The organism is Halobacillus sp. B23F22_5 (assembly GCF_043497085.1).
GTDB lineage: Bacteria > Bacillota > Bacilli > Bacillales > Halobacillaceae > Thalassobacillus.
Genome location: NZ_JBIEKI010000003.1, coordinates 334,674 through 347,986, shown reverse-complemented (window position 1 = coordinate 347,986; position 13,313 = coordinate 334,674). Strand labels below are relative to the sequence as shown.

Sequence of the window (13,313 nt, the reverse complement as noted above, 5' to 3'; positions counted from 1 at the left end):
TAATTATACAGGAGGCCTTTCTCTATTCTATTTATAGTGGCAATGCATTCCGCAAAGGGTGGCTCTTTTCTCCGCAAAGACTGGCTCAAAACTCCGCATAAGTGGCTCATTTCAACTGCAATAATCAATAATACGTGAAATTAAAGTTTATACTTGCTAGGTGGTATCCCTGCAGAGTAAAAAAGCAAAGTCCTTTTACATCCTAGAAAATGCCCTTATATAAGCTTCTAGAGTCGTTTTAAAAAAGTTAAAACGAACTTGTATTAAGGTCGGTCTTTTTATGAGGAATTTATCGATTGACTTATTTGCCATTATACGCTGACCCCCACTCCGCTAAAGTGTAACGCGTTAAATTGCCGTGCCTGACCCCCACTCAGCTAAAGTGTAACGCGTTAAAGTGAGGGAGAGATTACAGTCACTGGGATCTTACCACCCTTGCCATCTTTTTTACCAGCAAACGCTATTGAATTTGAGCCTGGCCTCGATACCTGGTAGAAGTAGTTTTTTGGAATTTATGGTGTATGTTATGATGTAAATATAACTTATTCTTATATGGGGTGTTAATATGGGAAAGATTCAATCTCCTGAAGAGCTTATGAAGTATATTGATGACATGAATAGTGAAAATTCAGTGGTTCAATTTTCAATTCCTGGTAAGGGTCAGTTTACGCTTGTTTTACAAGAAGAGGATGAACCATCAATAAAATCAGATGTTGAGAAAAATCCAAACCTAGAACGTATGTTTAATGAAGGTGAAGAACAATACAAAAAAGGTTTAGGTATTTCAACCTCTGAATTTCTAGAATCCTTATCTGAGAAGGATTTCATGTAATGTCCCGTACCGTTGTATGGACTCCGGTTGTTAGAGAAAAACTTACGGAATTTAGGAGTGAAAGGTTTACTCCGCTTGAAACAATGGATTTTGTTTCTCAAGTTGTATTAGAAACTGAGGATTTATTGAAAAATCCTATAGTTAGTAAGACTTACACAGAGGAATTTGGAAAATATAAAGGAATTTCCCGGATTGTAGTAAGGAAATTTCAATTTTATTTTAAGCTAATAGACAATAAAGTTATTATTATTGCGGTATTATTTCCAGGTCAAAATAAATAATGGACAAAATCTGCTCCCATTCTTTTTTTATTGATTCCTGCACACGCCTTCATGATCAGTATGTCTTTCACGGGTGTCTGACCCAATGTATTAAGGCCTTCTGATTTTCGTGTGACTTTACCGGAGAGTGTCTTTCTGTTGGGAATGAGTGGGCCAGGTTCAGACACCCTGGTGGAGTTAGGTAATTTGACTATAACCAAAAATTCGCCTGGCATTTTAGGGAAGAATTTTCTTTTTGGCAGCGTTATACATCTGGTTTAAGCTGTGTGGTTTGTTTGATTATTAGATTTTAGCAATTTCCTTATTTTGCTGTGGTTCATTACAATAGAAACATAAAAATGAGGGAGTTGCTGTTATGTCGAGAAAGCCTCGTCAATGGTATCCGGGGGCTCGGTACCATATTACTGCTCGGGGAAACCGGGGTGCGGCTGTGTTTTTTAATGATGACGATTATGATATGTATCTTCAGCTGATCCTCCGGTGTCAGAAAGAGATACCTTTTACTCTCCACGCTTTTTGCCTCATGACCAATCATATTCATCTTCTTCTGGAAGTCTACACTCATCCTCCCGGTGAGATTATGAAGTTCATCCATTTCCGTTATGCCAAATACTTTAATAAACGCCATCAATTCAAGGGGCATCTGTTTCAGGGCCGTTATTACAGTAAGCTGATTGAGACGACGAGCTATTTTCTTGCTGCCAGTAAGTACATTCATCTAAATCCTGTGAATGCAGGCATGTGTGCCATTCCGGAAGCTTATCGGTGGAGCAGTTACCCTGCTTATTTAGGGAAGGAGAATCATTCGTTTCTTACCAGGCAGCCATTGCTGGACTGTTTTGTTGATCCGAAAGTACAAAGATATAAAAGCTATATCGAGGAAAAAGGGGGAAAGGTATATGGCGACTATTGTGAAGAGTATCGGCCTGAAGGGGCTTGAAGGGTATGTCATTGGTGTCGAAGTCCAGTCTTTATCCGGTGTCGAGCAGGTTTCTGTGATCGGTCTACCTGATGCTTCGATCAAGGAATCAAAAGACAGGTTGAAAGGCGCCCTTCATTCCGTTACGGCAGATATATCCGGTCGCCATATTATTGTACTGCTTTCGCCAACGGAGCAGAAGAAAAACGGACCGATGGCGGATTTAGCGATGGCGATCGCTATATTAAAGGAAACACATCAGCTTACCGGTGATATCCCGGAAAGCACTGCTTTTCTTGGGGCACTATCCCTGGATGGTTCGATTCATGAAACGGAAGGCATGCTTGCAGCAGTCATGCAAGCCAAAGAACTGGGATTTCAGCATATATTTGTACCAGATAATATCCATGGCCTTAAAACGATACGCAACCAATCGATACTGTTACCTGTCTCTAATTTACAGCAAGTGGTCGATCATTTGAACGGTATTACCCAACAGATCTCCTTTCCATTGACAGCTGAAGATGATAATGATCATAAGAATGAAACATGGGGGATTGATTTTTCAGAGATCATAGGCCATGAAATCCCGAAACGGGCTTTGATAACAGCGGCCGCGGGAGGTCATAATGTCCTGATGAGCGGACCTCCAGGCTGTGGTAAGAGCATGCTTGCTTCCGCCTTTCCATCTATTCTCCCTGAAATGAAAGAGAAAACGATGATTGATAGTTTCAGTCTTTACCAGCTGGCTCACGAAAGTCGTGCATTATCCTCGAACCCTCCTTATCGCCATCCTCATCATTCTGCTTCAGCTGTTTCTCTTATTGGTGGCGGCACTACGCCCCGTCCTGGAGAAGTGTCATTAGCTCATGGGGGATCTCTTTTTTTAGATGAAATGGCTGAGTTTCCGAAGAAAACTCTCGATATGCTCCGTCAGCCGATCGAAGCAGGCAAGGTGACAATCAGCAGAGTCAGTGGAACTGTTACCTATCCTGCCAGATTCATACTGATAGGTGCGACTAATCCGTGCCCTTGTGGCTATAAGGGGGCAAAGGATAAATATTGTACATGTACACCGAAACAGATCAACAGTTATCAGCAACGGTTGTCCGGTCCGATTCTCGATCGGATGGATATTCATTTGCAGTTAGAGCCGATTTCTTTAGCCACCCATAGCAGGGAAGGTCAAATCAACTCGGAAACGATGAAGGCACAGGTATCTGATGCACGAAATCGTCAATATGCCCGCTATGGGGAGGAGAAGACAAACAGTATCGTGCCCTATGAGACACTGATGAAAAAATCGCCGCTATCTTCCAGGTTGCGTGGGTTACTGCAGACATGGAGCATGACTTATCATTTCAGCAACAGAGTGCAGGTCAATCTGATTCGTGTAGCCCGGACAATTGCAGACTTAAAGGGACATGAGATGATAACGGAACACGACCTCGATGAGGCACTCGGTTATCGTTTTCCAGCCCATGCAGGAAAGAAAATTAGCTTGGTGAAAGAATAGGTTCTATATCACGGGAGTCAGACCCACGGTATAGAGCTTTCTGTATTTGAAGTGGTTTTACCAGTATTGGCATACCTGATGGAAGCGAGTGGGCGAGGTTCAGACACCCTGTTGAGTGGAGGGGCGCCTGGTGTCAGAACCTGGCCCGCTATTTATGGGTGAAGGTTATTATTGCGAATATCACCTGAAATACATAGGCGTTATTATGGTGGGTCTGACTCCAGGATTCAGCCAGCCACGGGAGTCAGACCCACTGTATGAAGGCGTTCTGATTTTGATTTGGCTTTACCGATGAATGTCTTTCTGTTGGAAATGGGTGGGCGAGGTTCAGACACCCCGATTGGATTAGCTTGAGTAAGGTAATGTATTACTCCTATAATCAAGGTAGAGAAAAAACTTGATGGGAGTCGGTTAGATGGCTAGGCTAGAAAAAGAATTTTTGGAAGTTGTGAAGATTGAGGAAGTTGGCGAAGGGATGAGAGTATGCCTTGATTTTATCGATATATTACTCCCACACGATGGCGTGTATGTCGGTAATACAGGGCATGGCTATGTGAAAGTGCTTTCCGAAAATCGGGAGTCAGAAAATTATCCTTCCAGACCTTTTCGTATTAACTGTGGTGCGTTTCATCAATATTTATGTCAAAAAAATAAGACCCATTACTTACATGAATTGGATCCCGGAGAGAAAGTAACCGTGGAAGGAGAGCAGGAAGAAAGAGAACTGTCGCTTGGCCGTGTGAAAATAGAAAAGCGGCCATTTGTAAGAGTGGAATGCCAAAGTGAGGATGGTATCGTGTCTGCTACCTTACAGAAATCCACGAGTGTTCATGTATTAGAAGAAAACAAGGGAGAAGTAGCTATCGAAGATTTGGAAATTGGCCATCGCATCCTTGGCATGAAAGATAAGCCAGGTCGTCACTTAGGAAAACAAATCGATGAGGTGATTGTTGAAAAGTGATGATTTCATAACCTATAACCTGACATCCTTCAGGTATTCTTGATAAGCTATAAATATTAAGAAGGTTTTGAGAGAAAGGAGAAAGTTATGAGATTAGCATTCCTATCCGATATTCATGGAAACGCACGCGCCCTGGAAGCTGTGTTGGAGGACATCGAACAGAGAAATATCGACCAATTGTTTGTTCTTGGTGACATCGCGTATCGAGGGATTGAGCCAGAGCGTTCGGTTGAATTGGTACAGGGTCTTGATGCTCAAGTTATTAAAGGAAACGCAGATGAATGGATTGTCAGGGGAGTTCAGGAAGGCGAAGTCCCTGATAAAGTGATCGAAGGGATGAATCAGGAGAGAGACTGGGCACATGCCAGTATGACGAGCGAGTCGGTCAACTATCTGAACGAGCTGCCAAGAGAGATAACGGAAGAGTACAAAGGAATAAACATCCACGGATTCCACGCGACACCTGCTGACCTGTTTGAAGTTGTTTTACCGGATGCCACAGAGGAAGAAATGAAAGATCGTCTGATGGTAAATCAACTGGCTGATGTCTATATTTACGGGCATATTCATAAGCCGTATATCCGCTATATCAATGGAAAAATGGTGATCAATACAGGGAGCGTTGGTCTTCCTTTCGATGGATTGGCCCAGCCGTCTTATGTGTTGATCGATATCGGAGAGAATGGGGTGCAAGCCTCCATTGTAAGGACGAATTATGATTTAGCTGGATTAGTAGAAGATATAGAAGCTTCTGATTACCCGCAAAAAGATGTACTGAAGAACTTATTAATGAACGCATCTGTTTAAGGCCTGTCCCCATCGTGGTAGACGGCAGTCTTAACACATGGAAAGAGGTTTAAGCCAATTAAGGCTATTTATCAGGTTCATATGAATCCGTTTGTCAGAGAAGCAGCTACTGAAGTACTCGGAGATAATGATCGGGTAAGGATCATTGAACCACTGGAAGTTCTAGATTTCCATATCTTCCTTTCCAGAGCCTATTTGATCCTGACAGATAGCGGGGTATTCAGGAAGAAGCACCAAGCCTGGGCATACCGGTACTAGTCATGCGTGATACTACCGACCGTCCAGAAGGTGTTGAGGCAGGAACGTTGAAATTAGTAGGTACAGAGGAAAAAAATATTTATAATAATTTTAAGCTGCTTCTAGAACATGAAGAAGCTTATAAGAAAATGAGCCGTGCCAGTAACCCGTATGGGGATGGTTATGCCAGTAAGCGAATAGCGGATGTCCTGGAGCAGGACTCCTGATAAAAAGATTATAAAAAAGGCGCCTTTCCCTTCTATGGGAGGTGCCTTTTGTGTTATCACGAACCTTTAAATCAATAGAGCAGCAAAAGCTGAGACTATGTGATTACTCCTTGATAAATACCTATTGCATTCCTGTCAATTGAGGATAGCCCTTATACTTCTATTAGTTCTTTAACCAATAAAGCAACACCGTGCTAAAGGCTCCCTGTTAAGGAAGCCTTCTTATATTAGTAGTTATAATTCTGCTCTGGTAACTGATCATACACGTCTGAATTAGCTTCTAAGATGGAACCATCAGCAATAGCAGCAGAGGTTGTTTGCATGGCTAAAAATGCTTGCTTTGTGATATAACCATTGGATTTTTGTCCTAATACATAAGGTTCGTAGCTGTTATCGGCCATCCCTCTCATTTCAAACAGGATAACTGGTATATCATACTGTAGAGCCATCGCATTGGAAGCTACAGAAGGTCGAGTAGTCGGTGCATCATATTTGAAGACATGGGACCAGCCTAATGGCTCCAATCCCTGATATAAGACAGTTGCCAACTTTTTAGATTGATCCAGTACCATTGGATCTACATCTGAATGATATGGGGCTAAAAGAGAGGCGGACGAGTACCTACCATCATAATCCTCTTGCGTTCCTTGGTGATGCATATCAATCATATAATCAATCTTATATTTTTGAAGGACATTTTCATGTAAAGCTTTCGTTTCCGGCGCCACTTTTTCTACGTGATCACGATTAAGATCAATTCGATCAGCATTGTAGCGTGTGAGATGGCGGCCACTTGCTACGTGATCATCCAAAGAATAATTAACATCTCCCATGGCTCCATCAGCATTCAGCATTGGTAGGATTAGAATGTTCACCTGGTTTAATAAGTCTTGGTTTGGGGTGCTATTGGAGCCTAAGTGACGAATATAATCAAGCGCACCTTCTGTGGTCAATGCTTCATTTCCATGTTGTTGAGTAAGGTAAAGAATCGTCGGGTTCTCTGGGTTAGAAATGTATTTAACCAGATGGATATCCCTTCCCTTAGTGGTTTGTCCAATTACCTCTAAGTCCATTTGTTGTTGTTTTGACGCTTCCTTTTGAAGAAAGTTTTTCATCTCACTGTAGGTGGTGAGCATCGATGTCTGTACCGTCTCGTTTCCGTTAACGTCTGGTCCGTTCCCTCCTGCAAGAGCTGGTGGAGCAGCCACTCCCATCCCTGTTAGGGCCATTGCTAAAGTCAAAGTTACCATTTTCTTCTTCAAGACCACATCTCCTTCATTAATCGACCTTTAACTTTTTACTCTAAAAAGTTAAAAGCATGCAAGAAATCTTTTTCTATAGTAAAACTTATTCTAGATATGGACGAAATTTCCTTTTTATATCTGGAAAAAGTTCACCTGAATAACTCTATGATATGAAGCATCAGCATTTTTTTTTGTTGCTGCATGTAAGTAAAAACTATAAGAGGGTGTATATATTGGAAAGTAATATTCCGTCCCCCTTGCATTCCATCTCTATGATAAAATGACATATCACTATTATTCGGAGGTTAAACCATGCAAGTGCACCTACATGATCAAGTGAACCGTGCGATAGAGTTATTGACGGATTCCAACCGAGACATCATTGAAGTAGTTGATGACAATGGAGAAATCATAGGGAGGCTTTCTAAAGGGGAGCTGCATGATATCTTAGAGAACGAAAACCTTAGCAAAACGATAGGCCAGATGTTTGAGGACCAGTTTCGAGAATATGCTGTGTCCGAAAAAATACAGAACCACCAATACAGTGAAATTATAGAGAGTCCGATTTTCAATGAAATCATAAATTCTCTACATGATGGAGTTTTTATAACAAATGGTGATGGGATTACGGTTAAGGTCAACCAATCTTACGAACGGATCACTGATCTCAAGGCTGAACAATTAATTGGCTACCATATGAACGATATCATTAAAGCAGACTACATTTCAAAGTCGGCATCTCTTCAGGTTATCAAAAAAAGGCGACCTGTAACATTGATGCAAGAGATCTCAAATGGTCGGAATATCATCGTATCCGGGACACCTATCTTTTCGAAAGACCAAGAGATCCTTTATGTAATCAACAGCGTCAGAGACATTACAGAGCTTCTTGAACTAAAGCATGAAATCGAGGACCTCCAGGAGTTAAAGAACCTTCGTCAAAGCTCAAAAGAAGTGTATTTAAAATCAGAATCCTACCCCTACTATACCAGTGAAAAAATGAAAGGGATCATTGCCATCATCGAACGCGTGGCTAAAACCGATGCACAAGTACTCCTCCATGGGGAGACAGGTGTGGGAAAGACGATGATCGCCAAGCATATCCATGAACATTCAGACCGTTCCCAACAAAGCTTTCTAGAACTGAATTGTGGGGCTCTTCCTTCAAATTTGATAGAAGCTGAATTATTTGGTTATGAACCTGGCGCTTTCACAGGAGCTATACGAAAAGGGAAAAAAGGATTACTGGAAGTGGCGGACCACGGAACCTTGTTTTTAGATGAAATTGGCGATCTTCCTATAGACTTACAAGTCAAACTATTGAAAGTCATTGAGGATCAAGCCTTTTACCCTGTCGGTTCATCGAATCTTAAACATATAAATGTACGGATTATCGCAGCTTCCCACAAAAATCTGAAACAGCTGGTAGCTTCCGGGGAATTTCGGGAAGATTTGTATTACCGATTAAACGTAGTACCTATTCATATTCCACCCCTTCGCGACCGGAAGAAAGAAATCATTTCTCTTGCCCAGCTTTTCATCGAAGAGTATTCCTCGAAGTATGGAATGAACCGATCATTAAGCTTTGATGTGTTAGATGCTTTATATGATTATGATTGGCCAGGTAATATCCGCGAGTTAAAAAACTTAATGGAGCAGTTAGTTGTGATTTCTCCATCCGAGGAGATTGGAAGGGAACAATTACCGGAAGAACTTCTTCGATCCAAAAAGCGATGGATCCTAAAAGATAGCGATGACGTGGTTCCATTGAAACAGGCGGTCGAAGAAGTCGAACGTGAAATGATTACAAAAGCACTTAGGAAGTATAAGACAACACGAAAAGCTGCTGAAGCATTAGAAGTGAGTCAATCGACAATTGTACAGAAGATGAAAAAATGGGAAGGATGATTATTTTCTTAATCACCCTTCCCATTTTTGATTAGTTATTCAATCAAAAACAGAACATTTTATGATAACGCTTTCAACAGAAGCCTTAATATTTCCTGTATTTTCAGACTTTTCACATCTTGGCATGGAACTTGCATGTATAAATGTAAAGAGAGAAAGGAGAATCATTTACATGTCTATATCCACATTTAAAATCGCCAACAAATTAATCACAGGTGAAGGAGCAACGGAAATCCTTCCTAAAGAGCTGGAAAGGTTAGATGTTTTCAACCCTTTGATTGTAACGGATGAAATCCTAAAGCAAGTAGGGGTCGTCGATCAAGTTACTGCCCAATTGAAGGAGATTTCATATGGGGTTTTCACCGGTGTGAAACCTGAACCTGAATTCAAAATCGTAGAGGAATGCGCAGAAGCATTCAATAAAGGGAAACATGATGGGGTAATTGCAATCGGAGGAGGAAGCGCTATTGACATTGCTAAAAGTGTTTCCGCATTTGCCCCTTTTGAAGGAGATTTATCTGACCTTCTCGGTACGGACCTGGTGCCTGAAAAAGGAGTTCCCATCATCGCCCTGCCTACCACAGCTGGAACGGGATCAGAGGTCACCAATATTTCCATCCTTTCAGACAAAGAAGCCCAGTTGAAAAAAGGAATGGTCAGTGATTACCTGTTGCCGGATGTCGCTATCGTAACTCCTGAAATGACACTCACGATGCCTCCGTCGGTTACTGCCGCGAGTGGTATAGATGCGTTAGTGCATGCCATCGAAGCATATATCTCTGTTCATGCCTCCCCTATTACGGATGCATTGGCTATCCATGCCATGAAAATGATTTCGAAAAATTTACCGAAAGCCTACGCAAATCCAGAACAGATAGAAGCTCGTGAAAACATGGCCATCGCAAGTCTTATGGCAGGAATGGCGTTTGGTAACGCCGGGGTCGGAGCCGTTCATGCTCTAGCTTACCCACTTGGAGGACGTTACCAGATTGCACACGGAGTTAGTAACGCCCTCCTCCTTCCTTATGTGATGGAATGGAATAAAATTGCTTGCGTCGAACGTTTTCGAGACATTGCTGTTGCACTTGGAGAAACCGTTTCTGACCTTTCCGATAGAGAAGCTGCTAATCGAGCAGTCCAAGCAATGGATTCTTTATGCAAAGAGGTCAATATCCCTTCTGGTCTGCGAGCTTTTGATATCCCAGAAAGCGCCATTTCTGAAATGGCTGAAGACGCAAGTAAAATCGAGCGTCTATTAAATAATAATCCTCGTAAGTTATCAAAAGAAAATATTGAAAAAATCTATCAATCTGCTTATTAAAAAAAACATCAGGAAAGAGGTTATTAAATTGTGGAAAAATCGTAAACACGGAGAAGAGTCCCCGTTCATACCGTTAGGTCCTTTTAAACTTAGGCTTCCTTTTATTCATTACAAGTTCGAGTGGCCTGACTATGTACAAGGGTTGTTGATGTGTGCTGTTGATTTAGCTGCCATTCCTTTAATGATAGAGCTATTAGGTATGCCATTTGAAGTTGCTTTAGCAGTGGTTCTATTAAACGGTATTCTGTACCTGACCCATCACTTACTTGGAGATCCTGTGGTACCAGGTTGGATTACGCCAGCGATTCCACTTATCATGGCCTATGTATCCACCTTCCCGGAAGGCGTTGATCGCGTACATGCACTCGTAGCCTTCCAGTTGACCCTTGGATTATTTTCGATTCTTTTAGGAGCAACAGGACTTGCGAGAAAAGTCGTATCCTTTGTCCCTCCGGCGATTAAATCAGGTGTCATTTTAGGAGCTGGTATTGCTGCTGTCATATCTGTATTCGAGGTAGGTGGACGTTTCGACCAATTCCCTTGGACTATTTCTATTGCAGTTGGGATTGCTTTTTATATTATTTTTTCCAGACATTTCAATGAGCTTAAAAGTAATAGTAAGCTCTGGGGGCTTATCGGAAAACTCGGAATATTTCCAATTATCATTTTAGCTGTAGTGCTTGGGCCTACTTTTGGAGAAGCACCTTGGCCGACCATAGAGTGGGGCTTTATCAATCCTGACTTTGCCACCCTTTGGAGTGAATACACCGTATTTGGAGTTGGTTTCCCGTCCTTTATACTTTTTGTTCAAGCCATTCCAACCGTGCTTGCAGCATACATTGTACTGTTTGGAGACGTTCTGCAGAGTAAAGCATTAATTGCTGAAGCTGATGATGTACGACGAGATGAAAAGGTTGATTATAACGAAAACCGTGCACACTTGGTTTTTGGTGGTCGGAATTCTATTATGAGTATCCTTGGTCCTGATGTAACCATGGCTGGACCACTATGGGCAGCAATGCAGGTGGTCGTGATTGAACGTTTCAAGGAAGGAAAAAAAGCCATGCACTCGCTCTTTGGTGGTTCTGGATCCTTCCGTTGGGGAACGAACACAGGGTTGCTTTTGATGCCGATCGTCAGCCTGGTAGAACCAATTCTCGGCATTGCGCTGGCTCTGACTTTGCTCATTCAAGGATATGTTAGTGTCCGTATAGGGATATTAGAAGCTCGAAGCCATCGAGATCTTGGGATTGCCGGAATCATTGCCGCTGTCTTAGCAACCAAAGGAGCTACCTGGGCTTTTGCGGTAGGTATACTGCTTACTTTATTAGTCTATGGCAAGCAGTTCTTTAGAGGGGAAAACGATCAAATTTTTACTAAAGACATAGAAGAAAAAAATAAAAAAATATCGTAATGATCTAGGAGGACTAGTATTGGAAACCTATTTGATGAAAATAAATGGACAAGAAACCGGGCATGAGCTTCCTACACTGGAAGTAAATAACCATGCCAACGGAGAAATCATTGCCACCGTCCCGAAAGGTGGAAAGGTAGAAGCAAAGCAGGCCGTGGACGCAGCATCCGAAGCCTTTAAACAATGGTCTCAATTATCTGCCTATGAACGCAGTGAAGTTATCCGGAAGTGGTTTGACCTGGTCAATGATCATAAGGAAGACCTTGCACGTTCCATGACTCTGGAACAAGGAAAGCCAATGAAAGAAGCAATCGGAGAAATAAATTACGCCAACGGGTTTATCTCTTGGTACGCAGAGGAGGCCAAACGTGTTTATGGTGAACAAATTCCAGCCACCCAACGAAACAAACGATTATTTGTCCATAAACAACCGGTCGGCGTAGTGGCGGTTATTACCCCTTGGAATTTCCCGGCAGCTATGATCACAAGAAAAGTAGCCCCTGCTCTGGCCGCAGGATGTACTGTGGTGATCAAGCCAGCCGAACAAACACCGATTACTGCTATCAAACTGGCTGCCCTCGCTGAAGAAGCAGGTATTCCAAAAGGCGTTATCAACGTTGTTACAGGAAATCCCAAAGCTATCGGGGAAGCATGGTTGGAAGATACTCGTGTCCAGAAATTAACTTTCACGGGATCGACGGAAGTTGGAAAGCTGTTGATGAAAGGAGCGGCGGACACGGTAAAAAAAATATCCCTTGAGCTTGGCGGACATGCTCCTGTGATTGTCATGGATGACGCTGATATTGAAAAAGCTGTAAAAGGCGTTATCGGGGCTAAGTTCAGAAATGCTGGACAAACTTGTGTATGCTCCAACCGTATTTACGTACACGAAACCGTGGTGGACTCATTTACGGACAAGCTGGTCGAAGAAGTCAAGAAATTGAAAGTCGGAAATGGACTGGAAGAAGAGACGGATCTTGGTCCTCTGATCGATGAAAAGGCGGTGGCCAAAGTCAAAAAGCACGTAGATGATGCCGTTGAAAAAGGTGGTCAAGTCATCTATCAAGGATCCCAACAAGAGGGGCTCTTCCATGAACCCGTTGTTTTAACGAATGCGAATGATGAAATGCTGTGCATGAGGGAGGAAACCTTTGGTCCAGTAGTTCCCATTACTACATTCAAAACGGAAGAGGAAGCTCTCCATCGAGCAAATGATTCGATTTATGGACTAGCAGCTTACGTGTTTACTGAAAATATAACTAAAGGTATTAGAATCAGCGAACAGCTGGAATACGGAATCGTCGGCTTAAATGATGGTCTTCCTTCCACCCCGCAAGCTCCATTCGGTGGATTTAAACAGAGTGGTTTAGGTCGTGAAGGTGGTCACCATGGGATTGAAGAGTATTTGGAGATAAAGTATATATCAGTTGGATTGTAAACTAGAAGAAGGTCATTATTCTATGGCCTTCTTTTCATTTTCTATTATTTAACGTCCGGCTGCGTTAATAATCTATATCTCAAGCACTATCGTTTAGGTGAATATCAACGTTTACGTAACGTTGGGGGGTTACTGCAAAAAATAGAGCTGCCGTACCCCGGAGCCATCCAATTTCTGGAGGCCCCGGGGTGTTGTGATAAAATAGGCT

Annotated in this window: 12 protein-coding genes and 1 pseudogene; 12 read left to right on the top strand and 1 reads right to left on the bottom strand. The window is 42.3% G+C overall.

All coding sequences use genetic code 11. The annotated features are described in order from the left end of the window. Window positions 1-565: 565 nt before the first annotated feature. From ACGTN9_RS07010 to ACGTN9_RS06975, 8 genes and pseudogenes are all read left to right on the top strand, one after another. A complete protein-coding gene (locus tag ACGTN9_RS07010) occupies window positions 566-832 on the top strand; it encodes a hypothetical protein (protein ID WP_499591638.1) in 267 nt (88 codons plus the stop codon). Then, a complete protein-coding gene (locus ACGTN9_RS07005; protein WP_499591637.1) occupies window positions 832-1,113 on the top strand; it encodes a hypothetical protein in 282 nt (93 codons plus the stop codon). The genes ACGTN9_RS07010 and ACGTN9_RS07005 overlap by 1 nt, the downstream gene beginning before the upstream one ends. Window positions 1,114-1,468: 355 nt before the next feature. Continuing rightward, a complete protein-coding gene (locus ACGTN9_RS07000; RefSeq protein WP_499591636.1) occupies window positions 1,469-2,053 on the top strand; it encodes a transposase in 585 nt (194 codons plus the stop codon). Continuing rightward, on the top strand, window positions 2,013-3,548 hold the full coding sequence (locus tag ACGTN9_RS06995; RefSeq protein ID WP_499591635.1) for a YifB family Mg chelatase-like AAA ATPase: 1,536 nt from the start codon (window positions 2,013-2,015) through the stop codon (window positions 3,546-3,548). The genes ACGTN9_RS07000 and ACGTN9_RS06995 overlap by 41 nt, the downstream gene beginning before the upstream one ends. Window positions 3,549-3,678: 130 nt before the next feature. Beyond that, window positions 3,679-3,843, top strand: coding sequence for a hypothetical protein (locus tag ACGTN9_RS06990; protein ID WP_499591634.1), 165 nt, complete (start codon window positions 3,679-3,681; stop codon window positions 3,841-3,843). Between the two features lie 120 nt (window positions 3,844-3,963). Next, window positions 3,964-4,509, top strand: a complete 546-nt coding sequence (locus ACGTN9_RS06985) for a 3-dehydroquinate synthase II (RefSeq protein WP_499591633.1) — start codon at window positions 3,964-3,966, stop codon at window positions 4,507-4,509. An 87-nt stretch (window positions 4,510-4,596) separates the two neighbouring features. After that, window positions 4,597-5,316, top strand: a complete 720-nt coding sequence (locus ACGTN9_RS06980; RefSeq protein ID WP_499591632.1) for a metallophosphoesterase family protein — start codon at window positions 4,597-4,599, stop codon at window positions 5,314-5,316. A 57-nt stretch (window positions 5,317-5,373) separates the two neighbouring features. Then, window positions 5,374-5,780: pseudogene (locus tag ACGTN9_RS06975) on the top strand (UDP-N-acetylglucosamine 2-epimerase); the annotation flags it as partial. A gap of 227 nt (window positions 5,781-6,007) precedes the next feature. Here ACGTN9_RS06975 and ACGTN9_RS06970 read toward each other — a convergent pair. After that, on the bottom strand, window positions 6,008-7,048 hold the full coding sequence (locus tag ACGTN9_RS06970; protein ID WP_499591631.1) for a M14 family zinc carboxypeptidase: 1,041 nt from the start codon (window positions 7,046-7,048) through the stop codon (window positions 6,008-6,010). Between the two features lie 288 nt (window positions 7,049-7,336). Between ACGTN9_RS06970 and ACGTN9_RS06965 the strand changes: the two genes are divergently transcribed. The 4 genes from ACGTN9_RS06965 (at window position 7,337) to ACGTN9_RS06950 (ending at window position 13,105) form a co-directional block, all read left to right on the top strand. Beyond that, window positions 7,337-8,932, top strand: a complete 1,596-nt coding sequence (locus tag ACGTN9_RS06965) for a sigma-54 interaction domain-containing protein (RefSeq protein WP_499591630.1) — start codon at window positions 7,337-7,339, stop codon at window positions 8,930-8,932. 172 nt (window positions 8,933-9,104) lie between these two features. Further along, window positions 9,105-10,253 (top strand): iron-containing alcohol dehydrogenase, encoded by a 1,149-nt coding sequence (locus tag ACGTN9_RS06960; protein ID WP_499591629.1) that lies wholly within the window; start codon window positions 9,105-9,107, stop codon window positions 10,251-10,253. A gap of 28 nt (window positions 10,254-10,281) precedes the next feature. Next, window positions 10,282-11,667: a hypothetical protein gene (locus tag ACGTN9_RS06955; RefSeq protein ID WP_499591628.1), complete on the top strand. Its 1,386-nt coding sequence runs from the start codon at window positions 10,282-10,284 to the stop codon at window positions 11,665-11,667. 19 nt (window positions 11,668-11,686) lie between these two features. Then, window positions 11,687-13,105: an NAD-dependent succinate-semialdehyde dehydrogenase gene (locus ACGTN9_RS06950; protein ID WP_499591627.1), complete on the top strand. Its 1,419-nt coding sequence runs from the start codon at window positions 11,687-11,689 to the stop codon at window positions 13,103-13,105. Window positions 13,106-13,313: the final 208 nt, after the last annotated feature.